The sequence below is a fragment of the Streptomyces hyderabadensis genome (genome assembly GCF_020404845.1).
Classification (GTDB): domain Bacteria; phylum Actinomycetota; class Actinomycetes; order Streptomycetales; family Streptomycetaceae; genus Streptomyces; species Streptomyces hyderabadensis.
Genome location: NZ_JAIOJZ010000003.1, coordinates 223800 through 248232, shown reverse-complemented (window position 1 = coordinate 248232; position 24433 = coordinate 223800). Strand labels below are relative to the sequence as shown.

Annotated in this window: 23 protein-coding genes; 12 read left to right on the top strand and 11 right to left on the bottom strand. The window is 71.8% G+C overall.

From position 1 onward, the window contains the following. Positions 1–48: 48 nt before the first annotated feature. Positions 49–2229, top strand: a complete 2181-nt coding sequence (locus tag K7854_RS04710) for a SpoIIE family protein phosphatase (protein ID WP_226025062.1) — start codon at positions 49–51, stop codon at positions 2227–2229. Here K7854_RS04710 and K7854_RS04705 read toward each other — a convergent pair. From K7854_RS04705 to K7854_RS04695, 3 genes are all read right to left on the bottom strand, one after another. Continuing rightward, positions 2145–3245, bottom strand: coding sequence for an AI-2E family transporter (locus K7854_RS04705; RefSeq protein WP_226025061.1), 1101 nt, complete (start codon positions 3243–3245; stop codon positions 2145–2147). The genes K7854_RS04710 and K7854_RS04705 overlap by 85 nt on opposite strands. 65 nt (positions 3246–3310) lie before the next feature. After that, complete coding sequence (locus K7854_RS04700) at positions 3311–4288, bottom strand: pirin family protein (protein ID WP_226025060.1); 978 nt, start codon at positions 4286–4288, stop codon at positions 3311–3313. Between the two features lie 157 nt (positions 4289–4445). Continuing rightward, a complete protein-coding gene (locus tag K7854_RS04695) occupies positions 4446–4913 on the bottom strand; it encodes an SseB family protein (protein ID WP_030180614.1) in 468 nt (155 codons plus the stop codon). Between the two features lie 149 nt (positions 4914–5062). Between K7854_RS04695 and K7854_RS04690 the strand changes: the two genes are divergently transcribed. The 4 genes from K7854_RS04690 to K7854_RS04675 all read left to right on the top strand — a co-directional run bounded on the left by K7854_RS04690 (position 5063) and on the right by K7854_RS04675 (position 9220). Next, complete coding sequence (locus K7854_RS04690; RefSeq protein WP_226025059.1) at positions 5063–6889, top strand: acyl-CoA dehydrogenase; 1827 nt, start codon at positions 5063–5065, stop codon at positions 6887–6889. Positions 6890–6983: 94 nt separating this feature from the next. Beyond that, positions 6984–8282, top strand: a complete 1299-nt coding sequence (locus tag K7854_RS04685; RefSeq protein WP_226025058.1) for a M18 family aminopeptidase — start codon at positions 6984–6986, stop codon at positions 8280–8282. Between the two features lie 115 nt (positions 8283–8397). After that, positions 8398–8649 (top strand): DUF6458 family protein, encoded by a 252-nt coding sequence (locus K7854_RS04680; protein WP_226025057.1) that lies wholly within the window; start codon positions 8398–8400, stop codon positions 8647–8649. A 76-nt stretch (positions 8650–8725) separates the two neighbouring features. Continuing rightward, the gene (locus tag K7854_RS04675) at positions 8726–9220 is read left to right on the top strand and encodes an LURP-one-related/scramblase family protein (RefSeq protein WP_226025056.1); all 495 of its coding nucleotides are present in this window, start codon (positions 8726–8728) and stop codon (positions 9218–9220) included. 24 nt (positions 9221–9244) lie between these two features. Here K7854_RS04675 and K7854_RS04670 read toward each other — a convergent pair whose 3' ends face one another. Together K7854_RS04670 and K7854_RS04665 are read right to left on the bottom strand one after the other, a co-directional pair. Beyond that, positions 9245–9709, bottom strand: coding sequence for a DUF2867 domain-containing protein (locus K7854_RS04670; RefSeq protein WP_226025055.1), 465 nt, complete (start codon positions 9707–9709; stop codon positions 9245–9247). A 66-nt stretch (positions 9710–9775) separates the two neighbouring features. Further along, a complete protein-coding gene (locus tag K7854_RS04665) occupies positions 9776–10573 on the bottom strand; it encodes a carbon-nitrogen family hydrolase (protein WP_226025054.1) in 798 nt (265 codons plus the stop codon). Between the two features lie 181 nt (positions 10574–10754). Between K7854_RS04665 and K7854_RS04660 the strand changes: the two genes are divergently transcribed. Continuing rightward, entirely contained in the window at positions 10755–11579 is an 825-nt protein-coding gene (locus K7854_RS04660) for a maleylpyruvate isomerase family mycothiol-dependent enzyme (protein WP_226025053.1), read from the top strand. Between the two features lie 99 nt (positions 11580–11678). Here K7854_RS04660 and K7854_RS04655 read toward each other — a convergent pair whose 3' ends face one another. Together K7854_RS04655 and K7854_RS04650 are read right to left on the bottom strand one after the other, a co-directional pair. After that, positions 11679–12992 carry an MFS transporter gene (locus tag K7854_RS04655; RefSeq protein ID WP_226025052.1) on the bottom strand — a complete coding sequence of 438 codons (1314 nt, stop codon included), beginning with the start codon at positions 12990–12992 and terminating at the stop codon, positions 11679–11681. After that, on the bottom strand, positions 12989–13639 hold the full coding sequence (locus tag K7854_RS04650; protein WP_226025051.1) for a GntR family transcriptional regulator: 651 nt from the start codon (positions 13637–13639) through the stop codon (positions 12989–12991). Before K7854_RS04650 ends, K7854_RS04655 begins: the two co-directional genes overlap by 4 nt. Positions 13640–13873: 234 nt before the next feature. On the opposite strand from K7854_RS04650, the gene K7854_RS04645 reads away from it, so the two are divergent. The 4 genes from K7854_RS04645 (at position 13874) to K7854_RS04630 (ending at position 17409) form a co-directional block, all read left to right on the top strand. Beyond that, positions 13874–14809 (top strand): D-alanyl-D-alanine carboxypeptidase family protein, encoded by a 936-nt coding sequence (locus K7854_RS04645; RefSeq protein WP_226025050.1) that lies wholly within the window; start codon positions 13874–13876, stop codon positions 14807–14809. 146 nt (positions 14810–14955) lie between these two features. Next, entirely contained in the window at positions 14956–15303 is a 348-nt protein-coding gene (locus tag K7854_RS04640) for a GntR family transcriptional regulator (RefSeq protein ID WP_115743000.1), read from the top strand. Then, positions 15300–16283 (top strand): DUF1648 domain-containing protein, encoded by a 984-nt coding sequence (locus K7854_RS04635; protein ID WP_226025049.1) that lies wholly within the window; start codon positions 15300–15302, stop codon positions 16281–16283. The genes K7854_RS04640 and K7854_RS04635 overlap by 4 nt, the downstream gene beginning before the upstream one ends. A gap of 148 nt (positions 16284–16431) precedes the next feature. Beyond that, the gene (locus tag K7854_RS04630) at positions 16432–17409 is read left to right on the top strand and encodes a BRO-N domain-containing protein (protein ID WP_226025048.1); all 978 of its coding nucleotides are present in this window, start codon (positions 16432–16434) and stop codon (positions 17407–17409) included. 77 nt (positions 17410–17486) lie between these two features. On the opposite strand, the gene K7854_RS04625 is transcribed toward K7854_RS04630, so the two are convergent. Genes K7854_RS04625 through pdhA form a run of 3 tightly spaced genes read right to left on the bottom strand, consistent with a single transcriptional unit; the run spans position 17487 to position 21199 of the window. Further along, entirely contained in the window at positions 17487–18929 is a 1443-nt protein-coding gene (locus tag K7854_RS04625) for a dihydrolipoamide acetyltransferase family protein (protein ID WP_226025047.1), read from the bottom strand. Between the two features lie 10 nt (positions 18930–18939). Beyond that, positions 18940–19920, bottom strand: coding sequence for an alpha-ketoacid dehydrogenase subunit beta (locus K7854_RS04620; protein ID WP_372480996.1), 981 nt, complete (start codon positions 19918–19920; stop codon positions 18940–18942). 1 nt (position 19921) lies between these two features. Further along, positions 19922–21199: a pyruvate dehydrogenase (acetyl-transferring) E1 component subunit alpha gene (gene pdhA, locus K7854_RS04615; RefSeq protein ID WP_226025046.1), complete on the bottom strand. Its 1278-nt coding sequence runs from the start codon at positions 21197–21199 to the stop codon at positions 19922–19924. Positions 21200–21522: 323 nt separating this feature from the next. On the opposite strand from pdhA, the gene K7854_RS04610 reads away from it, so the two are divergent. Continuing rightward, positions 21523–22179, top strand: coding sequence for a response regulator (locus tag K7854_RS04610; RefSeq protein ID WP_226025045.1), 657 nt, complete (start codon positions 21523–21525; stop codon positions 22177–22179). Positions 22180–22350: 171 nt separating this feature from the next. Further along, positions 22351–22758 (top strand): pyridoxamine 5'-phosphate oxidase family protein, encoded by a 408-nt coding sequence (locus K7854_RS04605; protein WP_226025044.1) that lies wholly within the window; start codon positions 22351–22353, stop codon positions 22756–22758. A gap of 15 nt (positions 22759–22773) precedes the next feature. Here the strand turns inward: K7854_RS04605 and K7854_RS04600 are convergent, their stop codons facing one another. Continuing rightward, positions 22774–24408 carry a protein kinase domain-containing protein gene (locus K7854_RS04600; protein WP_226025043.1) on the bottom strand — a complete coding sequence of 545 codons (1635 nt, stop codon included), beginning with the start codon at positions 24406–24408 and terminating at the stop codon, positions 22774–22776. Positions 24409–24433 lie beyond the last annotated feature (25 nt).

Below are 24433 nucleotides of genomic sequence, written 5' to 3'. Positions count from 1 at the left end.
CCCGGCGAGCGGTGGCAGCGTCCGATCACCTCTTCTTAAAGTGGGGCAATGCGCACTGGTGACCCCCTGCCGGACGTGGGGGGCGTCCTCGCCGACCTCGCGACCGGACTGTGGCACTGGGACACCGCCACGGGTGAGGTCGCGGTGGACGCGGAGGCCGCCCGCCTGCTCGGGCTGCCCGCGGAACGGGCGTGCCTCACCGAGGCGCAGGTGAGGGCCCGGCTGCACCCGGTGGACTGGAACGAGATCACCGGCGTGGTCCAGCTCGCCGTCGCCGAGGGCACCCTCGCCGAGGTCCGGATCCGGATCATGGACGAGTACGGCCATGTGGTCCGGGTGGTACGCAGCCGCTCCAAGCCCTCGTTCGACCCCGAACGCCGGGCGTACGACCTGATCGGCACCCTTCAGGAGGTCGCCGAACCACGGCCCGGCACGCCCGCCGGGCGCAGCGCGGTCACCGGCGAGTGGCGCCGCTCCCGGGAGGCCTTCCTGCTGGACGCGGGCCGGGCGCTGGCCGAGGCCCGGTCCACCGAGGAGGTGCTGCGGGTCGCGGCGGGGCTGTCGATGCCGGGCTTCTCCCCGGACGGCCTCGCGGTGTTCGGGCTCTCGGGCGACCGCCTCACCGTCATCGGCCACCACGGGCAGCCGGAGAACGAGGCCAACCCGTTCGTGGACATGGCCCTGGACACCGACTACCCGGCCGCCGAGGTGGTCCGCACCGGCCGCGCGGTCTACCTCTCCTCCCCGCAGCAGTACCGGTCCCGCTACCCCATGACCTGGTCGCTCGCCGAGCGCTTCGGCCGCCGCTCCTGGGCCTATCTGCCGCTGACCGTGGCGGGCCGCACGATGGGCGCCTGGATGGCCGCCTTCGCCTATCCGGTCGCGTTCACCCCGGACGAGCGCTCGGTGCTGACCACGGTGGCGCGGATGCTGGCCCAGGCCCTGTCCCGGGCCGGTGCCGCGGAGAACCAGCGGGAGCTGACCGAGGGGCTGCAGCGCTCGATGCTGCCCATGCTCGGCCCGCAGATCCCCGGCATGGACATCGCCGCCCGCTACGTCCCCACCGGCGGCGGCCTCCAGGTCGGCGGCGACTGGTACGACATGATCCCGCTGCCCGGGGACCGCTTCGCCGTGGTGATCGGCGACGTCCAGGGGCACGACGTGCGCGCCGCCGGGCTGATGGGCCAGCTGCGCATCGCCCTGCGCGCCTACGCCTCCGAGGGCCACCGGCCCGACGCGGTGCTCGCCCGCGCCTCGCACTTCTTCCACGGCCTCGCCACGTCCGAGGACGACCCGGGCGACCTGCGCTTCGCGACCTGCTACTACGCCGAGGTCGACCCCGCCACCGGCACCGTGGAGAGCGCCCGTGCGGGCCACCTGGACCCGGTGGTGCGCATGGCGGACGGCACGGCGCTGATCCTGGCCACGGACGGCGGGCTGCCCCTGGGCATCGACCCGGACTCCGACTACCCGACGACGCGGCTCGCCCTGGAACCCGGGGACACCCTGATGCTGTGCACGGACGGCCTGGTCGAGACGGGCGGGCACGATCTGCAGAGCGGCTGGCACCGGCTGCGGGTGATCCTGGAGGAGCACACCGGGGGCCTGGAGGAGCTGGCCGACGCGCTGGTCCAGGCCGTGCACGGTCCCTCCTCGCACCACACCGTCGGCCCGCTGTCCGACCGCCGGGAGGACGACATCGCGCTGTTGCTGCTGTGCCGGCAGGGCGAGGGCTGCGGCTGCGGTGAGTCCACCGCGACCCGGGCCCCGGTGCGGCGCACGATGCTGTCGGTCGCCCAGTCCGAGCCCGACCGGATCGCCACCGCCCGGCAGCACCTGCGCGACCTGCTGCACGACTGGCCGGTCGAGGAGCAGCGGGACGCGGCGGTGCTGCTGCTCTCCGAGATGCTGACCAACGTCCTGGTGCACACCGACACCGACGCGCTGCTGGTCGCCGAGGTCGCCGGGGAGCCGGGCGAGCGGCGGATCCGGGTGGAGGTCACCGACAACGGCGACGACCTCCCGCACAAGCGCAGGCCGGGGGAGATGGCGTCCTCCGGGCGCGGGCTGATGCTGGTCGAGCTGCTCGCGGACGCGTGGGGCGTCGCGCCGCGCGGCGAGGGCAAGAGCATCTGGTACGAGCTCTACGAGTCCGCCGCCCCGGAGGACGACCCGGGCCCCGCGGCCTTCCCGGACGCCCCCGACGCGCCGGAACCCGCGGCCCCGTAGCGGCCCTGCAGCTCGTGCACGATCCCGAACGCCGCCGCGGTCAGGGGCACGGCGAGGAGCATCCCCAGGATGCCCGCCACCGAGGCGCCCGCGGTGAGCGCCAGCAGCACGACCGCCGGGTGCATCTGCACCGTCCGGCTCTGGACCATCGGCTGGAGCACGTGTCCCTCCAGCACCTGCACGGCCAGCACCACGCCCAGCGCCCACAGCGCGATGACGAACCCCCGGTCGGCCAGCGCCACCAGCACGGCCACGGCACCGGAGATGAACGCGCCCAGATACGGGATGTAGGCGCCCACGAAGACCAGCGCCCCGAGCCCGACCGCGCCGGGGACGCGCAGCACGAGCAGCCCGACGGTGATGCACAGCGCGTCGATGAGCGCGATCAGGGTGGTCCCCCGCATGAAGCCCTCGACGGCCCCGAAGGCCCGCCGGGCCATGGCCTCCACCGTGTCGGCGGCGCCGGGCGGGGCGAGCGCGCGCACGGTGCCCACGGCCCGGTCGGAGTCGCGCAGGAAGAAGAAGACGAGCAGCAGCGCGAGCACGGCCATGGCGATCATCTCGCCGACGACGCTGATCCCGGTCACCACGCCGGAGGCGGCCGTGCCGCCGAACTTGCCCAGCAGCTCGCGGGCGTTGGAGGCCACGTCCTCCAGCGAGGTCCCGGCGGCGCCGAAGTGGTCGGCGATGCCCTGGGCCGCGTCCCGCAGCGAGGCGACGATCTGGTCGCCGGTCTCGACGAGCGCGGAGACCACGATGTACACGGCCCCGCCGACCACGGCCAGCACGGCCGCACAGGTCAGCCCGGCGGCCAGCGACCGCTGCACATGGGCCTTCACCAGCCGTGCGTGCAGCGGCCTCAGCAGGGCGGTGCCCAGCAGGGCGAGCAGCGCCGGGGTCACCGCGGTGCGGAACTCGACGCAGAGCCGGATCGCGACGTAGCCGACACCGCTGGCGAGCAGGATGACGGCGCACCAGGCGGCGAACCGGCGCACCGGACCGGGGAGCAGCTGCACGCCTCCACCCGATCACGCACCGGGCGGGCTGTCCTGCGCGGACGGCCCGCCCGGGTGACGCGGTGTCAGGCGCCGGGGCCCTCGTCCGACATGCCGTGCACCGCCGGGACGGTGCCGAGGCGGCCCTTCTGGAAGTCCTCGAAGGCCTGCATCAGCTCGTCCTTGGTGTTCATCACGAACGGGCCGTAGTGGGCCATCGGCTCCCGGATCGGCCGGCCGCCGAGCAGCACGACCTCCAGGTCCGGGGTGTGCGAGTCCTGCTTCTCGTCCGCGCGGACGGTCAGCGAGCCCCCGGCGCCGAAGACGGCGGTCTGCCCGAGGTGCACCGGACGCCGCTCGGCGCCCACCGACCCGCGTCCGGCCATGACGTACGCCAGGCCGTTGAAGTCCTCCCGCCAGGGCAGGGTGACCTCGGCGCCCGGCGCCAGCGTCGCGTGCACCATCGTGATCGGGGTGTGCGTGATGCCGGGGCCCTCGTGCCCGCCCAGCTCACCGGCGATGACGCGCAGCAGCGCGCCGCCGTCCGGGGAGGTGAGCAGCTGGACGCTGCCGCTGCGGATGTCCTGGTAGCGGGGGGCCATCATCTTGTCCTTGGCCGGCAGGTTCACCCACAGCTGGAGTCCGTGGAAGAGCCCGCCGGACATGACCAGCTGCTCCGGCGGCGCCTCGATGTGCAGCAGGCCGGAGCCCGCCGTCATCCACTGGGTGTCGCCGTTGGTGATGGTGCCGCCGCCACCGTTGGAGTCCTGGTGGTCGAAGATCCCGTCGACGATGTAGGTGACGGTCTCGAAGCCGCGGTGCGGGTGCCAGGGGGTGCCCTTGGGCTCGCCGGGCGCGTACTCCACCTCACCCATCTGGTCCATCATGATGAACGGGTCGAGGTGGCGGTAGTTGATCCCGGCAAATGCGCGGCGCACCGGGAAGCCCTCGCCCTCGAAACCGCTGGGCGCGGTCGTGACGGTGAGCACGGGACGCGCGACGGCGTCGGCGGGCGCGGATACGCGGGGCAGCGTCAACGGGTTCTCGACGGTCACGGCGGGCATGTCGACCTCCTCGGGCGGCGTACGCCCACTTTAGTTGAGCATTGAACTTCTTGCCACCTGGAACCACGAAAGCCCGGAGGTCATTCCCTCCGGGCTCACGAGCATCCGTTCGGCGGCACCCAGCCGCACATGCGGCATCCAGCCGTACGCGCACCGCCTAGCCGTACATGCGGCGCATGGCGAAATCGACCATCTGTTCGACGGCCTTCGCGTCGAACACCATCCGGTGCTCGCCCTCCATGTCCAGGACGAAGCCGTAGCCGGTCGGCAGCAGGTCGATCACCTCCGCCCCGGTGATCACGAAGTACTTCGACTCCTTGCCCGCGTACCTGCGCAGCTCCTTCAGACCGGTGAACATCGGGATCACCGGCTGCTGGGTGTTGTGCAGCGCGAGGAAGCCGGGGTTGTCGCCGCGCGGGCAGTAGACCTTCGAGGTCGCGAAGATCTGCTGGAAGTCCTCGGCGGACATCTGCCCGGTGGTGAAGGCGCGCACCGCGTCCGCGAGCGAGGGCGGGGACGGCTCGGGGTACAGCGGCGGCTGCTGCCCGTATCCGCCGCCCATCGGCTGCTGCGGCGGGGCGTACTGCTGCTGCTGTTGGCCCGCGGTCTGGTCGTAGCCGTACATGCAGCACAGAGTAACGAGTAACGAGTCACAGATGGGCGGCTCGGGGTTGCTTCTTATTACCGACGGGTAGCATCATCGGAGCTACTAGTTGGTATGTGTACGGATGCGAGGAGCGAGTGCCTCGCCGATCTCTCAACGGAGCCGTCGCCATGGGGCACTACAAGCCGAATCTCCGGGACATCGAGTTCAACCTCTTCGAGGTGCTCGGCCGCGACAAGGTCTACGGCAGCGGCCCGTTCGCGGAGATGGACACGGACACCGCCAAGAGCGTGCTGGAGGAGCTGACCCGCCTCTCCGAGAACGAGCTGGCCGAGTCCTTCGCCGACGCCGACCGCAACCCGCCGGTCTTCGACCCGGAGACCAACACCGCGCCGGTCCCGGCGTCCTTCAAGAAGAGCTACCAGGCCTTCATGGACTCCGAGTACTGGCGGCTCGGCCTGCCCGAGGAGATCGGCGGCACCACCTCGCCGCGCTCGCTCATCTGGGCGTACGCGGAGCTGATCCTCGGCGCCAACCCGGCCGTGTGGATGTACTCCTCCGGCCCGGCGTTCGCCGGCATCCTCTTCGAGGAGGGCAACGAGGTCCAGAAGCACATCGCCTCGATCGCCGTCGAGAAGCAGTGGGGCTCCACCATGGTCCTCACCGAGCCGGACGCCGGTTCGGACGTCGGCGCGGGCCGCACCAAGGCGGTCCAGCAGGAGGACGGCTCCTGGCACATCGAGGGCGTGAAGCGCTTCATCACCTCCGGCGAGCACGACATGTCGGAGAACATCCTCCACTACGTCCTCGCCCGCCCCGAGGGCGCCGGACCCGGCACCAAGGGCCTGTCCCTCTTCCTGGTCCCGAAGTACGAGTTCGACTTCGAGACCGGCGAGCTGGGCGAGCGCAACGGCGTCTACGCCACCAACGTCGAGCACAAGATGGGCCTGAAGGCCTCCAACACCTGCGAGATGACCTTCGGCGACCGCCACCCCGCCAAGGGCTGGCTGGTCGGCGACAAGCACGACGGCATCCGCCAGATGTTCCGGATCATCGAGTTCGCCCGCATGATGGTCGGCACGAAGGCGATCTCCACCCTCTCCACGGGCTACCTCAACGCCCTGGAGTACGCCAAGGAGCGCGTCCAGGGCCCCGACCTGGCCAACTTCATGGACAAGTCGGCCCCCAAGGTCACCATCACGCACCACCCGGACGTGCGCCGCTCGCTGATGACGCAGAAGGCGTACGCCGAGGGCATGCGCGCCCTGGTCATGTACACCGCCTCGGTGCAGGACGAGATCCAGATCAAGGAGGCGAACGGCGAGGACGCCGCCACCGAGCACGCCCTCAACGACCTGCTCCTGCCGATCGTCAAGGGCTACGGCTCGGAGAAGGCCTACGAGCAGCTCGCCCAGTCGCTGCAGACCTTCGGCGGCTCCGGGTTCCTCCAGGAGTACCCGATCGAGCAGTACATCCGCGACGCCAAGATCGACACCCTGTACGAGGGCACCACCGCGATCCAGGGCCAGGACTACTTCTTCCGGAAGATCGTCCGCAACCAGGGCGCCGCGCTGAACTCGCTCGCCGAGGACATCAAGAAGTTCCTGGCGCTGGCCACCGGCGGCGAGGAGCTGTCCGGCGCCCGCGAGCACCTGGCCAAGGCCGCCGTCGAGCTGGAGGCCATCGTCGGCCTGATGCTCACCGACCTCGCGGCCACCGAGCAGGACGTCAAGAACATCTACAAGGTGGGCCTCAACACCACCCGCCTGCTGCTCGCCTCCGGCGACGTGATCGTTGGCTACCTGCTGCTCAAGGGCGCTGCCGTCGCCGCCGAGAAGCTGCCGACCGCGTCCGCGAAGGACAAGGCCTTCTACACCGGCAAGATCGCCGCCGCGAAGTTCTTCGCCGCGAACGTCCTGCCCGGCGTGACCCTGGCCCGCAAGGTCGCCCAGGGCGTCGAGCTGGACCTGATGGAGCTGGACGAGGCCGCGTTCTAGGACCGGTCCCGCGCCCGAGCCCGTTCCGCACCCCCCGAGGGCCCGCTCCCGCCAGACGGGAAGCGGGCCCTCGTACGTCGTTAAGGTGAACCCCATGAGCGCACCCTCCCGCTTCGACCGCGGCCACACCGACGACCTGATGACCTTCCTGTCGGCGAGCCCGACCCCGTACCACGCCGTGGCCAGTGCCGCCGAGCGGCTGGAGAAGGCCGGCTTCCGCCAGGTCGCGGAGACCGACGCCTGGGAGGCGACGAGCGGCGGCAAGTACGTGCTGCGCGGCGGCGCGATCATCGCCTGGTACGTCCCGGAGGGCGCCGCGGCCCACACCCCCTTCCGCATCGTCGGCGCCCACACCGACTCCCCCAACCTGCGCGTCAAGCCCCGCCCGGACACCGGGGCGCACGGCTGGCGCCAGGTCGCCGTGGAGATCTACGGCGGCCCGCTGATGAACTCCTGGCTGGACCGCGACCTGGGCCTGGCCGGCCGGCTCTCGCTGCGCGACGGCTCGACCCGCCTGGTGAACGTCGACCGCCCGCTGCTGCGCGTGCCGCAGCTCGCCATCCACATGGACCGCGCCGTCTCCACGGACGGCCTCAAGCTCGACAAGCAGCGCCACCTCCAGCCCGTCTGGGGCCTCGGCGACACCGTGCGCGACGGCGACCTGATCGCCTTCCTGGAGGACGAGGCGGGCCTGGCCCGCGGCGAGGTCACCGGCTGGGACCTGATGACGCACTCGGTGGAGCCCCCGGCGTACCTGGGCCGCGACCGGGAGCTGGTGGCGGGCCCGCGGATGGACAACCTGCTGTCCGTGCACGCCGGGACGGCCGCGCTGGCCGCGGTCGCGACCTCCGGGGCCGACCTCCCGTACATCCCCGTGCTGGCCGCCTTCGACCACGAGGAGACCGGCTCCCAGTCGGACACCGGCGCCGACGGCCCGCTGCTCGGCGGCGTCCTGGAGCGCTCGGTGTTCGCGCGCGGCGGCACGTACGAGGACCGCGCCCGCGCCTTCGCCGGCACGGTCTGCCTGTCCTCCGACACGGGCCACGCCGTCCACCCCAACTACGCGGAACGGCACGACCCGACGCACCACCCGCGGGTCAACGGCGGCCCCATCCTCAAGGTCAACGTCAACAACCGCTACGCCACCGACGGTTCGGGCCGCGCGGTGTTCGCCGCCGCCTGCGAGAAGGCGGGCATCCCGTTCCAGACCTTCGTCTCCAACAACTCCATGCCGTGCGGCACCACCATCGGCCCCATCACCGCGGCCCGGCACGGGATCAGCACCGTCGACATCGGCGTGGCCATCCTGTCGATGCACAGCGCCCGGGAGTTGTGCGGCGCCGACGACCCGTACCTGCTGGCCAACGCGCTGGTGGCGTTCCTCCAGCCGTAGGGCCGGGGCGCGCAACAGGGCTCCACGGCATGAGGGTTGGCCCTGGGGGTACCCGCACGGAACCGGATCGGCCGGAAACCCGGAACCGACCGGATCTGACAGGGAGGCAACACTCATGGGCCTCGGCGGGTGCATCATCCTCATCGCCGTGGGAGCCATCCTCACGTTCGCGACCGACTGGGACATGCAGGGCGTCAACCTCGACCTGGTCGGTGTGATCTTCATGGTCGTCGGCCTGATCGGCGTCGCGACGTTCAGCAGCATCGCCCGGCGCCGCCGCGTCGTGATGCCGCCGTCGACCCCGGTCGTCGAGGAACGGCCCCACCACCACACGCAGGACGGCTACCAGAACGGCTACGGCTCCTGACCCGGCCGGGCCCGGCAGTCAGCCTGTCGGCCTACCGGCCGCGTTCCGCGGCGCCCGGCGGGGAAGCGGTCCAAGCATGAGATTCCTCGTGTACGACCGGCTCCTCGGCATCGGCGACGACTACTGGATCGAGGACGACCGCGGCAACAAGGTCTTCCTCGTCGACGGCAAGGCGATGCGGCTGCGGGACACCTGGGAGCTGAAGGACGCCCAGGGACGCGTGCTGATCGACATCCACCAGAAGATGTTCGCCCTGCGCGACACGATGGTGATCGAACGGGCCGGCGAACCCCTGGCGCGCATCAAGCGCAAACGCCTCTCCCTGCTGCGCAACCACTACCGGGTCACCCTGGCCGACGGCACCGAACTGGACGTCAGCGGCAAGATCCTCGACCGGGAGTTCGCCGTCGAGTACGACGGCGAACTGCTGGCCGTGGTCTCCCGGCGCTGGCTGACCCTCCGGGACACCTACGGCGTGGACGTCGTACGGGACGACGCGGACCCGGCGCTGCTGATCGCCCTGGCGGTGTGCGTGATCCACCTGGCGGAGAAGGAGCGGGCGGACGACTGAGCCGCGGCGGCCCCCGGCGGCGCCTCACGCCGTGCGGCGGACGGCGCGGCCGAGGAGCAGCGGCACGAGCAGGTGGTGCACGGGCGCCGCCAAGGCCCACAGCACCCGGCCGGCCCGGCGCTCGTAGCAGGCGTACGTCGCCCAGAGCAGCCGCGCGTCGTCGACGGTCACGACGTTGCGCACGGTCAGCGACGGCGCGCGGGCCTCCAGGGCGATCCTGGCCGGCCCGGTCTCCAGCACGCGCCAGCCCACCACGTGCCGTCGCGAGGTGCGCGGCCCCAGTCGCAGCCCCAGCACGCCCGCCCAGCCCGTCCGGATCAGCTCACGCACTATCACCGGGACGTCCTCGAAGCTGGCGCGCACCCATTCCTCGGGCGCCCGCGGGGGAAGTCCCGCGGTCGGAAGCTCGAAGGCCGTCGCGAAAGGGGCACCGAGGGGGTCCACCCACACCCGGCGAATGGCGGAGGTACCGGTACGCGTCCGTTTCATGCCGACATACTGGGCAGCGTGACGCCGCGTCAAACACGCGGTGTCACAGCTCCTCACGTTCCGCGCTCAGCCGCGCGGCGGCTCAAGCCCCAGCACCCGGTCCTTCAGGGCCGGGAACTGCTCCCGGGTGCGCGCCACCTTCGCCGGGTCGAACTCCACCGTGAGGATCTCCTCGTCCGGGCCGGCCTCCGCGAGCACCTCGCCCCAGGGGTCCACCACGATCGAGTGACCGGCCTGCGGAACCCCGGCGTGCGTCCCGGCCGTTCCGCAGGCGAGGACGAACGCCTGGTTCTCCACGGCCCGGGCCTGGGCCAGCAGCGTCCAGTGGGCCCGGCGGCGCTCCGGCCAGCCCGCCGGGACGACGAGGATCTCGGCACCGGCGTCGACGAGGGCGCGGAAGAGTTCCGGGAAGCGCAGGTCGTAGCAGGTCGCCACGCCGAGGGTGGCGGTGTCCGGCAGCCGGACCGTCACCGGCTCCCGCCCCGCGCCCATCAGCACGGCCTCGCCCTTGTCGAAGCCGAAGCGGTGGATCTTGCGGTAGGAGGCGGCCAGGTCGCCGGCGGGGGAGAAGACGAGAGAGGTGTTGTAGAGCCGTCCGTCCGGGTCGCGCTCGGGCACCGACCCCGCGTGCAGCCACACGCCCGCGTCGCTCGCCGCCTTCGCCATCGCCTCGTACGTCGGGCCGCGCAGCGGCTCGGCCGCCGCGTCGAACGCCTCGAAGGCGAACGCGCCCGTGGTCCACAGCTCCGGCAGCACGACGAGGTCGGCGCCCGCCTGCTCCCGCACCAGAGCCGCCACCCGGAGGCGACGCGCTTCGACCGTTTCGTCCTCGTTCACAGCGATTTGAAGCAAAGAGGCGCGCACACTACCACCGTCCTGGCATTCGAGCCGTCCACACGGGCCTACGATCGTCACACGAAAGCACTGCCGGGGTGCCGCACAGCAGCGTAACTTAGCCTCCCAAGACGCCCGCCGACTGCCGCCGCCGCCACTGGCACCGCTGCCGCCAACCGCCCGTGTACCGACCGCCGAGGGGTCCCGTTCCGTGAGTCTGCATCCCACCCTCCAGCCCTACGCCGACGCCTGGACTCACTCCATCGAGGCGATATCCGAGCTGGTCCAGCCGCTTGTGGAGGCAGAGTGGAACCGCCGGACCCCCTGCCCGGGGTGGTCGGTGCGCGACATCGTCTCGCACGTGATGGGCCTGGACTCCGAGATGCTCGGCGACCCCCGCCCCATCCACACCCTGCCGCGCGACCTCTACCACGTCACGGGCGACCACCAGCGGTACATGGAGATGCAGGTCGACGTCCGCCGCCACCACACGGCGCCGGAGATGACGTCCGAGCTGGAGTACATGATCATCCGGCGCAACCGCCAGCTGCGGAACGAGTCGCGGGACCCCGGCACGAAGGTGCGCGGCCCGCTCGGCACCGAGCTGACCCTGGAGGAGGCGATGCGCCGGCACGCCTTCGACGTGTGGGCGCACGAGCAGGACCTGCGCACGGCCCTCGGCCGCCCCGGCAACCTCGACTCCCCCGGCGCGCACGTCGCCCGTGACGTGCTGCTCGGCGAGCTGCCCGCCGTGGTCGCCGAGCGGTCGGACGCGCCGCGCAGCTCGGCCGTCGTCTTCGACGTGCACGGCCCGGTCGAGTTCCTGCGCACCATCCGCGTCGACATCCAGGGCCGCGGCACCCTCGAATCGTCCCCGGCCCTCGGCCCCGCCGCCACCCTCACCCTCGACTGGGAGACGTACGTCCGCCTGGCCTGCGGCCGGGTGACCCCGGAGGCGGTCAAGGACCGCATCAAGACGGAGGGCGACCAGGACCTGACGGCGGCGATCCTGCGCAACTTCACCGTCACGCCCTGAGTTTCCAGCCCGTCCGGCGTCTGAGGACGAGGCCGTTCAGGCCGAAGCGGGGGTCTGGGGGCGACAGCCCCCAGCCCGGCCCGCACCCGCGCCGGGTGCCTACACGGGCACGTGCACCGTCTCCACCCGGCTCGCCACCAACCGCTCCCGCTCCCGCAGCGCGGCCCGCTTACGCAGCCTGAGAATCTGCGTGACCCCGAGCGCCTGCAGCACGAACACCGACGAGAACGCCACCGCGTAGTCGTCCCCCGTCGCGTCCAGCAGCACCCCCACCGCGAGCAACGTGGTCATCGACGCCACGAAGCCCCCCATGTTCGTGATCCCGGACGCCGTCCCCTGCCGCTCCGGCGGATTCGCCGGCCGCGCGAAGTCGAAGCCGATCATCGACGCCGGCCCGCACGCCCCCAGCACCGTGCACAGCACGACCAGCAGCCACATCGGCGCATGCTCGGCCGGGTAGGCGAGCGTTGCCGCCCAGAGCAGCGCCGTCGCCCCCACCGTGCCCAGCGCCAGCGGCAGCCGCGCCGCGTGGTGCCGGGCGATGATCTGGCCGTAGACCAGGCCGACCGCCATGTTGGACAGGACGACCAGGGTGAGCAGCGTGCCGGCCGTGGCCCGGGACAGCCCCTGCGCCTCGACCAGGAACGGCATCCCCCACAGCAGCAGGAACACCATCGCCGGGAACTGGGTGGTGAAGTGCACCCACAGCCCGAGCCGCGTCCCCGGCTCCCGCCAGGACGTCGCGATCTGCCGCCGCACGTACGCGGCCCCCTGGTGCGGCAGCGGCTCCGGCTCGTGGCCCTCGGGGTGGTCCTTGAGGAAGAGCAGCAGCAGGACGAAGACGACCACGCCCGCCAGCGCGCTGCCCGCGAACGCCGCCGTCCAGCCGATGCCGTGCAGCAGCCTGGCCAGGACCAGGGTGGAGACCAGGTTGCCCGCCATCCCGACGAGACCGGCCAGCTGGGCGACCATCGGCCCGCGCCGGGCCGGGAACCAGCGGGTGCCCAGCCGCAGCACGCTGATGAAGGTCAGCGCGTCCCCGCAGCCCAGCAGCGCCCGCGAGGCCAGCGCCATGCCGTACGACGGGGAGAAGGCGAAGCCCAGCTGCCCCACCGTGAACAGCACGACGCCGAGGCCCAGCACCTTCTTGGTGCCCAGCCGGTCGACCAGCAGGCCGACGGGTATCTGCATGCCGGCGTAGACCAGCAGCTGGAGGATGGAGAAGGTGGACAGGGCGGAGGCGTTGACGTGGAAGCGGTCGGCGGCGTCGAGGCCGGCGACACCCAGGGACGTACGGAAGATGACGGCGACGAAGTAGACGGAGACGCCGACGCTCCACACGGCCACGGCACGCCGGCCGCCCGGGGGATCGCCGGGCAGGGCCCGGCCGCCGGGCGAGGTGGCGGTACTCATCGGACCTCCCCCCGCGCCAGGTTCGAGAACCAGCCCACGTGCCGGCTCACCACGCCGACGGCCGCCTCCGCGTCCCCGGCGCGCAGCGCGTCGAGGAGCTCCTCGTGCTCGGCCAGGGTGTGGGCGATCCGGTCGGGGTGGGAGTGCATGACGGCGACGCCCATGCGCAGCTGGCGGTCGCGGAGCTGGTCGTAGAGGCGGGAGAGGATCTCGTTGCCGCCGCTGCGGACGATCTCGGCGTGGAAGCAGCGGTCGGTGACGGAGGCGGCGGTGAAGTCACCGGCGGCGGCCTGCTCCTTCTGCCGGGCGAGCAGTTCCTCCAGCCGTTCGACCAGCCCGGGCGGGGCGGGTACGGCCTTCCTGGCCGCGTGCTCCTCGACCAGCAGCCGGGTCTCCACCACGTCCGCGATCTCCTGCGCGGAGACCGGCAGGACCAGCGCGCCCTTCTTGGGGTAGAGCCGGATCAGCCCCTCGACCTCCAGCCGCAGCAGCGCCTCGCGCACCGGCGTGCGGGAGACACCCACCGCCTCGGCCAGCTCGCCCTCGGTGAGCAGCGTCCCGCCCTCGTAACGGCGCTCCAGGACGCCCTGCTTGACGTGGGTGTAGACGCGGTCCGCCGCGGGGGGTTGCTTCACTGCCGTGGTCATGCCGACAGGATAGATACAACAGGGACACAAGAGGGATCCGGTCCAGCATCCGGACGCCGCCCTCCCTTCTCACCCTTCCCCCCAATCACCCTTCAGAGGGAACGCCCAATCCACTCCACCCCGCCGTGCAACCATTCACCCCCTTCGCGTGTCGCACTGACGCGGCCACCGCTGCACCGACCACAACTCGGCCGCATCCCAGGGGAATTCACCACAATCGGGGTAATCGACTCAATGAACACCATTTCGGGTGGCCGGCTGCACCGGACCCTCGCCGTCGTCCTGACCAGCGGCGCCGTCCTCACCACCGGTGCCCTCGCCACCGCACCCGCCCAGGCCGCGGCACCCGAGCGCGCCGTATCCGCCGCCGCCGTGCGGGCACCCGCCGCACCCTCGATCGCCGCCAAGGGCGGCTTCGTGATGAACAACGCGACCGGCAGGTCGCTCTACACCAAGGCCGCCGACACCAAGCGCTCCACCGGCTCCACGACGAAGATCATGACCGCCAAGGTCGTGCTCTCCCAGCCGAAGCTGAACCTGGACGCCAAGGTCACGATCCAGATGGCGTACAGCGACTACATCGTGTCGAAGAACGCCTCCTCCGCCCGCCTGATCGTCGGCGACCAGGTGACGGTCCGCCAGCTGCTGTACGGGCTGATGCTGCCGTCCGGCTGCGACGCCGCGTACGCGCTGGCCGACAAGTTCGGCTCGGGCAAGACGCGGGCGGCGCGGGTGAAGTCGTTCATCGGCAAGATGAACTCGACCGCCAAGAGCCTCGGCCTGAAGAACACGCACTTCGATTCCTTCGACGGCATCGGCAACGGCAAGAACTACTCCACGCCGCGCGACCTCACGAAACTCGCGAGCAACGCGATGAAGAACTCCACCTTCCGCACCATCGTCAAGACGAAGAAGTACACGGCGAAGACGCGGACCAAGAAGGGCGGCACCCGCACGATGGCGCCCTGGACCAACACCAACACGCTGCTGGGCAGTTACAGCGGTGCGATCGGCGTGAAGACCGGTTCGGGGCCGGAGGCCAAGTACTGCCTGGTCTTCGCCGCGACCCGGAAGGGAAAGACCGTCATCGGCACGGTACTGGCGTCCTCGTCGGCGACGCAGCGCGCCACGGACGCCAAGAAGCTCATGGACTACGGCTTCAAGAAGTAGCTCCGACACCGGACACCGCACCGCCCAGGGGCCCGTCGCCGACGCGACGGGCCCCTTCTTTCATGCGGGCTTCTCGCACGCGGCTTCTCGCACGCGGTTGATCTCCCTGCCCGGATGGAACCGATGGTGATAGTGTCATTAGCACCATGCTGCTGAGTCTGGACAAGACCGACACCCGGCCCCTGCACGAACAGGTCGCCGGCGCCGTCCGGCGCGCCATCGCCGAGGGGGAGTGCGCCCCGGGGGACCGCCTGCCCTCGGCCCGCGACCTCTCCGAGGCCCTGGACGTCAACGTCAACACCGTGCTGCGCGCGCTGCGCGGGCTGCGGGACGAGGGCCTGCTGGAGTTCCGCCGGGGCCGGGGGGTGACGGTGGCCGAGGGCGCCCGGCCTCACTCCGAACTGCAGATCCGGGTCAGGGAGCTGCTCGCCGAGGCGGCTCGGCTGGGCTACAGCAGGACCGATCTCGTCGACATGATCAGGGGGATGCCATGAGGGACACGGCGCGGCGTACCACGGCGGTGGTCTGGACGGCCGGGGTGACGGCGGTGCTGGCGGGGATGCCGCTCCTGGCGCGGGACCGGCTGCCCGACCGGCTGGCGACCCACTGGGGCCTGAACGGCGAGGCCCCCGACGGTTCGATGCCCCTGTGGGCGGCGTCCCTGGTCCCCGCGCTGATCTGGCTGGTGACGGCGGCCGCGGTCACCGTCCCGCTGATGCGGGCGGGTCCGGTGGCCCGCCCGTGGACCGCCGTGACGCTGCTCCCCATGGGCATCGTCCTCACCGGCGCCCAGGCCTCGGTCATCCGGGCCAACCTGGACCGCGCGGACTGGCACGAGGCCCGGCAGCCCACCGCCTGGGTCGTCGCGATCCTGGTCGCGGCCGTCCTCGCGGGAGTGGCCGGATGGCTGCTCGTCACCCGGCGCCGCGGCACTCCGCTCGACGACACCACGCCCGAAAAAGCCGCCCCGGCGCTGGACATCCCCCAGGGCCGGCGCCTGGTCTGGTTCTCCCGCACCGCCAACCCCTGGCTCCAGTCGCTGGCGGCCGCGATCGGCCTGGGGGCCGCGGGCGCGCTCGTCGCCCTGGTCGGCGGCCTGGCCGACCCGGGCGGCCTGTGGGCGCTGTTCGCCGGGTGTGCGGCCGGGTCCCTCGCCTGCGGCGTGTTCTCCTCCGTCCAGGCCCGCGTCTCCGAACGGGGCCTGGAGGTCTCCTTCGGCCCCCTCGGCTGGCCCGGCCGCCGCTGGGCGCCCGGCGACATCGACACGGCGCGGATGGAGGTCCGCCGACCCTCCCAGGTCGGCGGCTGGGGCTACCGCCTCAGCGGCCTCGGCACCACGGTGATGCTGCGCGCCGGCGAGTGCCTGGTCATCCGCCCCCGCGGCCGCCGTACCGACTTCGCGATCAGCATCGACGACGCCGAACGCGGCGCGGCCCTCCTCAACGCCCTCCGCCCGGGCCCGACCCGGGGTTGAACACAGCGACCCCGGGGGCCCTGATACACGCCCCTCGACGGCCGCCGCAGCTCTTTCGATCATCTTCGCTCGCAGTCGTGAACTTCCATGGGCCCAAGTGGCATATGCCCCTGGCTGCGCCCTACGTTCCGCAACGGAGGTGGTTCACATGAACGAACCGAGCGAACGAAAGAACTTCGCCAAGCAGGACAACGCGATCGACGTCAGCGACTTCGTCTACGCGGCGACCGGCGCCCGGGTGCGAAGGCTGACCATGCCGGACGGAGGCCACTGGTTTCCGGCGGTGGACGTGTGCAAGGAACTCGGGCACAGCAACTCTCGAAAGGCACTGGCAGATCACGTTCCCGACGAGCACCGAGAATTGCTCGAGACCGTAACTGGAAGTTACGGTCTCAGCGTTCCCGCAGGTAGGGAGTGGCGTCGAGACTTGCAACTGATCTCTCTGCAAGGTCTCATCCTCCTCGTCAACGCCTGCACCAAACCGGCCTGCGCCCCCTTCAAGCAGTGGGTCGCCGAGGTCATCGAGACCGTGCAGCGCGAGGGTTCGTACTCTCTGGACGAGGCAGAGGTGCAGCCCGCCGAACCCGGCGCCCCCATCGCCTACGCCATGCCGGACCAGGTGGCCGAGGCGATCGTCCGGCTGGAGGCGCACAACCTGAAGCTGGACGAGGAGTTGGCCGAAGGCCAGCGCACGTCGATCGCGCTGCAGCGGGAGATGCTGGCCACGCAGCAGGCCACCCTCGCCGCCCAACAGGCCACCCTCGCCGTGCAGCAGGCCATGGTGCACGCCTTGGAGCGCATCGCGGACCGGTTCGACACCCTGGTGCTCCACCAGGGGGCGCCCCGCTGGCACCTCGCCCCGGTACCGACCACGGAGTCCGTACTGGCCGACTGGCGGCAGCGGCTGTCCGTGACGGAGGACGTGTGGACGGTCGCGCTGGTCATCGCACCGGTGCTGGTCGAGAAGGGTGAGCTGCGGGAGCCGCTGGAGTCGATCGCCGCCCGTACGGGGCTCTCCGTGCGCCGGGTCAACGAGTGCCTGCGGCTGCTGCGCACCCACGCCTGCATCCGCTCGCGGGGCGGGGCCGAGGACGGGGCCCCGGTGTACGTGCTGCACCAGGGCTGAGCCCGGTACGGCAGAAGGGGCGTCGCAACTCGAGCTTGCGGCGCCCCTCCCTCATGAACCTACCCGGCTCGCGGCTCTCATGCCCAGCTGATCAACCGCTTCGGCTGTTCCAGGACCGCCGCCACGTCGGCGAGGACCTTGGAGCCCAGCTCGCCGTCGACCAGGCGGTGGTCGAAGCTCAGGGCGAGGGTGGTGACCTGACGCGGCTTCACCTTGCCCTTGTGGACCCACGGCTGGAGCTTGATCGCGCCGACCGCGAGGATCGCGGACTCGCCCGGGTTGAGGATCGGCGTGCCGGTGTCGACGCCGAAGACGCCGACGTTGGTGATGGTCACCGTGCCGCCCTGCATGGCGGCCGGGGAGGTCTTGCCCTCCCGCGCCGTGGAGACCAGCTCGCCCAGGGACCCCGCCAGCTGCGGCAGCGTCTTGGCGTGGGCGTCCTTGATGTTCGGGACGATCAGGCCCCGCGGGGTGGCGGCGGCGATGCCCAGGTTGACGTAGTGCTTGACCACGATCTCCTGGGCGGCCTCGTCCCAGGACGCGTTGATGTCCGGGTTGCGCTTGATCGCGACCAGGAGGGCCTTGGCGATCAGGAGCAGCGGGTTGACGCGCAGGCCCGTGTACTCCTTGTCCTGCTTCAGCTCCTCGACCAGCTTCATCGTGCGCGTCACGTCGACCGTCACGAACTCGGTGACGTGCGGCGCCGTGAACGCCGAGCCGACCATCGCCGCCGCCGTCGCCTTGCGCACGCCCTTGACCGGGATGCGGGTCTCGCGCGCCGTGTCGTACGACGTCGGCGCCGCCGGCGCGGACGGGGCGGGGGCGGTGGGTTCGGCGCGCGGGGCCGCCTGGGCCGGCTCGGGCGCCGCCACCGCCGCGTGGACGTCCTCGCGGGTGATGATGCCGTCCGGGCCGGAGGGGACCACGGTCGCCAGGTCGACGCCGAGGTCCTTGGCGAGCTTGCGGACCGGGGGCTTGGCCAGCGGGCGGTCGCCGGTGACCGGCGCGGCGGAGGCCGCCGGTGCGGCCGGTGCCGCGGGTCCGTGGCCGTTCAGCTCGGCCTGGATCGCGGCCGCCGGGCCCTCCGGGGCGGCCGGGGCCTCGGCGCCCTTGCGGGGGCGGCGCTTGGTCGAGGAGGTGGAGACCCCGTAGCCGACCAGGACCGGCTGGCGGCCCTCGGGCTTGGGCTCCTCCGCCTCGGCGGCGGCCGGGGTGTCCGCCACCGCCTCCTGCACCGGCTCCGCGGCCGCCGCCGCGCCGTCGCCGACGGCCACCGCGATGATCGACGTACCCACGTCGACCGTCGTGCCCTCGGGGAAGTGCAGCTCGCGGACCACCCCGTCGTAGGGGATGGGCAGTTCGACGGCGGCCTTGGCCGTCTCGACCTCGCACACCACCTGCCCGTCGGTGACCGTGTCACCGGGCTGTACGTACCACTTGAGGATCTCGGCCTCGGTGAGCCCCTCGCCCACGTCGGGCATCTTGAACTCACGCACGGAGCTGTCCGTCATCGTCGTCACGCTCCCCTCCTCAGTACGCCAGCGAGCGGTCGACGGCATCCAGCACCCGGTCCAGGTCGGGCAGGTACTCCTCCTCCAGACGCGCCGGCGGGTACGGCGCGTGGTAGCCGCCGACCCTGAGCACCGGGGCCTCCAGGTGGTAGAAGCAGCGCTCGGTGATCCGGGCCGCGATCTCCGCGCCCGAGCCCAGGAACACCGGCGCCTCGTGGACCACGACCAGACGCCGGGTCTTCTCCACCGACGCCTGAATGCCGTCGAAGTCGACCGGCGAGATCGAGCGCAGGTCGAGGACCTCCAGGGAGCGGCCCTCCTCGGCGGCCGCGTCGGCGACCTCCTGGCACAGCTTCACCATCGGGCCGTAGGCGGCCAGCGTGAGGTCGGTGCCCTCGCGCACCACCCGCGCGGTGTGCAGCGGGCCGGGGATGGCCTCCCTGTCGACCTCGGCCTTGTCCCAGTACCGGCGCTTGGGCTCGAAGTAGATCACCGGGTCGTCGCTCTGGATGGCCTGCTGCATCATCCAGTACGCGTCCGCCGCGTTCGACGGAGAGACCACCTTCAGGCCCGCCACGTGCGCGAACAGGGCCTCGGGGGACTCGGAGTGGTGCTCGACCGCGCCGATGCCGCCGCCGTAGGGGATGCGGACGACGACCGGCAGCTTGACCTTGCCGAGCGAGCGGGCGTGCATCTTGGCCAGCTGGGTGACGATCTGGTCGTAGGCCGGGAAGACGAAGCCGTCGAACTGGATCTCCACCACCGGCCGGTACCCGCGCAGGGCCAGGCCGATGGCGGTGCCGACGATGCCGGACTCGGCCAGCGGGGTGTCGATGACCCGGTCCTCGCCGAAGTCCTTCTGCAGTCCGTCGGTGACCCGGAAGACACCGCCGAGCTTGCCGACGTCCTCGCCCATGATCAGGACCTTGGGGTCCGACTCCAGCGCGCGGCGCAGCGACTCGTTGATCGCCTTCGCCAGCGCCATCTTCTCCGCTGCCATGTCAGACCCCCTCTGCGTCTGCGAACGATGCCTGGTACGCGGCGAACTGCGCCCGCTCCTCGTCCACGAGCGCGTGTCCGTCCGCGTACACGTTCTCGAAGATGGCGAACCGGTCCGGGTCCGGCATGGCACGGACCACTTCGCGCACTCGTTTGCCCAACGTCTCGCTCTCGGCCTCCAGTTCCGCGAAGAATCCCTCGTCCGCGTGGTTTGCGGACTCCAGGAAGCGGCGAAGGCGCAGGATCGGGTCCTTGGCCTCCCAGGCGGCCCGCTCGTCGTCGTGGCGGTAGCGGGTGGGGTCGTCCGAGGTGGTGTGGGCGCCCATGCGGTAGGTGTACGCCTCGATCAGCGCCGGTCCCTCGCCGCGCCGGGCGCGGTCCAGGGCCCAGCGGGTGACCGCGAGGGAGGCCAGCACGTCGTTGCCGTCGACGCGGACGCCGGGGAAGCCGAAGCCCTGGGCGCGCTGGTAGAGCGGCACCCGGGTCTGCTTCTCGTTGGACTCGGAGATCGCCCACTGGTTGTTCTGGCAGAAGAACACCACGGGGGCGTTGTAGACGGCGGCGAAGTTGAACGCCTCGCTGACGTCGCCCTGGCTGGAGGCGCCGTCGCCGAAGTACGCGATCACGCCCGAGTCGGCGCCGTCCTTGGCCACGCCCATCGCGTAGCCCGTGGCGTGCAGGGCCTGCGAGCCGATGACGATGGTGTACAGGTGGAAGTTGTTGCTGTTGGGGTCCCAGCCGCCGTTGTTGACGCCGCGGAACATGCCGAGCAGGTTGGTCGGGTCCACCCCGCGGCACCAGGCGACGCCGTGCTCGCGGTAGGTCGGGAAGACGTAGTCGTCCTCGCGGGTGGCCCGGCCCGAGCCGATCTGGGCGGCCTCCTGGCCGAGCAGCGAGGCCCACAGGCCCAGCTCGCCCTGGCGCTGCAGGGCGGTGGCCTCGGCGTCGAAGCGCCGGGTGAGCACCATGTCGCGGTACAGACCGCGCAGCTCGTCGGGGGTGATGTCGGCGACGTACGAGGCGTACTCGGCGTGAGCGGCGTCCTCGACCCGCTCGCCCTCGGGCGTCAGCAGCTGCACCAGCTCCGGCTCGGAGCCCTTCTTGGCAGCGGTACGGGTGGTGCTGGTGGTGCGAGTGGTGCGCTTGCCGGTGCCGGCCTTGGTGCCGGTGGTCCCGGCCGCCTTGGTGCCGGTGGTCCCGGCCGCCTTGGTGCCGGTGGTCCCGGCCGCCTTGCTTCCGGCGCTGCGTCGCGGCTTGCGCGCGGCAGTGCTCTCGGTCACGTGTGCTCCTCCGTCGGTCCGACCCCCGGGTTCGCCGGAAGCCAGTGCGGCTCACCTGCGGCCCGGCGGACGCACAAGGGTGGGTGCGGCCCGATCGGGAACAGGCGTGACAGGTGCCCCGGCGAGCGCCCTGCGAACAGCACGTTACCCAGTGCTCCACATTTCTGTGAAACCCCTCCTGACCTGCGTTTTTACTCGGATTTCCAAGTAAATCGGCGAGAGGCGGAAGTTTTACTGGTCACAGCCTTGCAGGGGGCCGGAACAACGGCACGTTATCCCGGCCACCCCGGGCACGGGAAGAGCCGGTGTGTGACACTGACCGCGTGCGCGAAGACGGAAAAATCCGGGTATTCCTCCTCGACGACCACGAGGTGGTCCGGCGCGGGGTGCACGATCTGCTCGCCGGCGAGGCCGACATCGAGGTGGTGGGCGAGGCCGGTACCGCCGCCGAGGCGCAGGCCCGGGTCACGGCCACCCGTCCGGACGTCGCCGTACTGGACGTACGGCTGCCGGACGGCAGCGGGGTGGAGGTCTGCCGCGACATCCGGTCCCGGGACGAGTCCGTGCGCTGTCTGATGCTGACCTCCTTCGCCGACGACGAGGCCCTCTTCGACGCGATCATGGCGGGCGCCTCCGGGTACGTCCTCAAGGACATCCGCGGCGCCGAGCTGCTCGGCGCGGTACGGGAGGTGGCGGCCGGGAAGTCGCTGCTGGATCCGGCGGCCACCGCGCGCGTGCTGGAGCGGCTGCGCGACGGCGGGGCCAAGCCCGACGACCGGCTGGCCCGGCTCACCGAGCAGGAGCGCCGCATCCTGGAGCTGATCGGCGAGGGACTGACCAACCGCGCGATCGGCGAACGGCTGCACCTGGCGGAGAAGACGATCAAGAACTACGTGTCGAGCCTGCTGGGCAAGCTCGGCATGCAGCGGCGCTCCCAGGCGGCGGCCTTCGTGGCCCGGCTGGAGGCCGAGAACCGCTGACGGGCGGGCCCCCGGCCGCTGCTCCGGGCCTGCCGGGGACTTGCCCGGGAGTTGCTCCGGGCTTGCCCGGGACTTGCTTCCCACTTGCCGGGACTTACTCGGGACTTACGTCCCCTCCTGCCGGGGCGGCCGACCCTGGTCCCTGGCCCCGCGCTCCCGCACAGTGAGTCCATGCCCTCCGACGAACAGCTCGCCGTCGGCCTGCTCGGCCGTACCGCCTACGGCCGGGCGGCCACCACCCTGCGCGCCCTGCCCTTCCTCGCCCACGCGCGGCACATCGTGGCCGACGGCCGGGTGCTGCTGCGGATGCCCAGGAGCTGGGGGTACCACCGGGTGTGCGCCGGGAGCGTCGTCGCGTACGGGGCGGACAACCTGACCTCCGCGCGGCCCGGCGAGAGCCTGTGGACCGTGCAGGTCGTGGGCCGGTGCGAGGCGCACGAGCCGAGCACCGCCGAGCTGGCGCGGTTCGGCCCGGCGCCGGACCGGGTGGACGGCGAGCCGTTCGAGCCCGCCTATCTGCGTGTCGAACCGCAGTTCGGCACGGTGCACTTCACGGACGGGGCGACCGGCCCCCTGTGACGGGCCGGTCGCGGCTCACTCGCCGCCGCCCGAGCCGCCGGCGCCCTCGGTGTTACCGCCGGGCTGCGTCTCACCACCGTCACCCGGCTGCGTCTCGCCGCCGCCCGGCTCGGTCTCGCCGCCGCCCGGCTGGGTCTCGCCGCCGCCCGGGGTCTCGCCCGACGGCGAGGACGGTGCGGTCTGCCCGCCGGTCGGCTCCCCCGTCGGATCGTTCGTCTCGGTCTGCGAAGGCGTCCACGACGGTGATTCCGGCTGCTGCCAGCCCCCGTCGCCGGTGCCGCCCCCGCCCGAGCCCTGCTCGGTGCCCGGGTCGGTGGTCTCCTCCGTGGCCTCGTCGCTGGGCGAGGAACTGGGCGACTCCTCACCGGTGCTCTGGGAGGTGGTCGCCGAGGGGCTCTTGTCCGTCTCGGTGCCGCCCTTGCCGCCGTCGCCGCTGTTCAGCGCGAGCGCGACGCCCGCCGCGATGGCGATCACCGCGAGGACGGCCAGTATCCACAGCTTGCCGCGGCCGCTGCCCTTGTTGCCGGTGCCCTCGAAGCCGCCGTCGTCGCCCCCGCCGTAGCCGTGCGGCAGGATCGGCTGGGGGATCTGCTGGGTGCCGGACGCACCGTGGTCGGCGGGGTGGGGCATCACCGTGGTGCCCGCGAGACCGGCCGAGGGGGTGTGCCGGCCGTCGTGCGCGGCGACCGGGCCGGTGTTCCAGGTGCCGGTGTGGCCGCCCTGCTCGTACAGCATCTGCAGGGCGTACTGGACCAGGCCGCGCATCTCCTCGGCGGTCTGGAAACGGTCGTCGGGCTCCTTGGCCAGCGAGCGCATCACCAGGCCGTCCAGCTCCGGCGGGGTGGCGTCGGAGACCTCGGACGGGGGCGTCGGGATGTCCTGCACGTGCTGGTAGACCACCGACAGCGGGGTCTCCCCGGTGAACGGCGGGCGCAGCGCGAGGAGTTCGTAGAGCAGGCAGCCCGTGGCGTACAGGTCGGAGCGGTGGTCGACGGCCTTGCCGAGGGCCTGCTCGGGGGAGAGGTACTGCGGGGTGCCCATGACCATGCCGGTCTGCGTCATCGTCGACTGGGCGCCGTGCAGGGCGCGGGCGATGCCGAAGTCCATCACCTTCACCGCGCCGGCGTTGGTGATGATGACGTTGGCCGGCTTGATGTCGCGGTGCACGATGCCGTGCTGGTGCGAGTAGGCCAGCGCCTCCAGGACCCCGGAGACGATGATCAGCGCCTGCTCGGGGCCGGGCGCCTCGGCGTTGAGGAGGAGGTCGCGGATGGTGCGCCCCTCGACGATCTCCATCACGATGTACGGCACGGACTGGCCGCCGACGACGTCCTCGCCCGAGTCGTACACGGCCACGATGGCGTGGTGGTTGAGCCCGGCCACCGACTGCGCCTCGCGCGTAAAGCGGGCCTTGGAGACCGGGTCCTCGGCGAGGTCCGCGCGCAGCAGCTTGACCGCCACGGTGCGCCCGAGGCGGACGTCCTCGGCGGCGAACACCTCGGCCATGCCGCCCCGCCCGAGCCTGCGGGTCAGCCGGTACCGGCCGTCGCCGACCAGGCCGCCGTTGCCCCAGTTCTCCGGCGCGTCAGACATACCGCCGCCAGATGCCTCGGGTTCGGACGGGCCCTGGGCGCGCTGCTGCTGTGCCATCAGTCCTCGCCGTCGTTTCTGCCCG

Excerpts from the sequence above, each read along its gene's own strand:
- K7854_RS04700 (WP_226025060.1), bottom strand. The coding sequence starts at position 4,288 with ATGCCCGCCGTGACCGTCGAGAACCCGTTGACGCTGCCCCGCGTATCC.
- K7854_RS04685 (WP_226025058.1), top strand. The coding sequence starts at position 6,984 with ATGAGCGCACCCTCCCGCTTCGACCGCGGCCACACCGACGACCTGATG.
- K7854_RS04675 (WP_226025056.1), top strand. The coding sequence starts at position 8,726 with ATGAGATTCCTCGTGTACGACCGGCTCCTCGGCATCGGCGACGACTAC.
- K7854_RS04695 (WP_030180614.1), bottom strand. The coding sequence starts at position 4,913 with ATGTACGGCTACGACCAGACCGCGGGCCAACAGCAGCAGCAGTACGCC.
- K7854_RS04630 (WP_226025048.1), top strand. The coding sequence starts at position 16,432 with ATGAACGAACCGAGCGAACGAAAGAACTTCGCCAAGCAGGACAACGCG.
- K7854_RS04620 (WP_372480996.1), bottom strand. The coding sequence starts at position 19,920 with ATGGCAGCGGAGAAGATGGCGCTGGCGAAGGCGATCAACGAGTCGCTG.
- K7854_RS04690 (WP_226025059.1), top strand. The coding sequence starts at position 5,063 with ATGGGGCACTACAAGCCGAATCTCCGGGACATCGAGTTCAACCTCTTC.
- K7854_RS04655 (WP_226025052.1), bottom strand. The coding sequence starts at position 12,992 with ATGAGTACCGCCACCTCGCCCGGCGGCCGGGCCCTGCCCGGCGATCCC.
- K7854_RS04605 (WP_226025044.1), top strand. The coding sequence starts at position 22,351 with ATGCCCTCCGACGAACAGCTCGCCGTCGGCCTGCTCGGCCGTACCGCC.
- K7854_RS04600 (WP_226025043.1), bottom strand. The coding sequence starts at position 24,408 with ATGGCACAGCAGCAGCGCGCCCAGGGCCCGTCCGAACCCGAGGCATCT.
- K7854_RS04710 (WP_226025062.1), top strand. The coding sequence starts at position 49 with ATGCGCACTGGTGACCCCCTGCCGGACGTGGGGGGCGTCCTCGCCGAC.
- K7854_RS04640 (WP_115743000.1), top strand. The coding sequence starts at position 14,956 with ATGCTGCTGAGTCTGGACAAGACCGACACCCGGCCCCTGCACGAACAG.
- K7854_RS04670 (WP_226025055.1), bottom strand. The coding sequence starts at position 9,709 with ATGAAACGGACGCGTACCGGTACCTCCGCCATTCGCCGGGTGTGGGTG.
- K7854_RS04680 (WP_226025057.1), top strand. The coding sequence starts at position 8,398 with ATGGGCCTCGGCGGGTGCATCATCCTCATCGCCGTGGGAGCCATCCTC.
- K7854_RS04650 (WP_226025051.1), bottom strand. The coding sequence starts at position 13,639 with ATGACCACGGCAGTGAAGCAACCCCCCGCGGCGGACCGCGTCTACACC.
- K7854_RS04635 (WP_226025049.1), top strand. The coding sequence starts at position 15,300 with ATGAGGGACACGGCGCGGCGTACCACGGCGGTGGTCTGGACGGCCGGG.
- K7854_RS04645 (WP_226025050.1), top strand. The coding sequence starts at position 13,874 with ATGAACACCATTTCGGGTGGCCGGCTGCACCGGACCCTCGCCGTCGTC.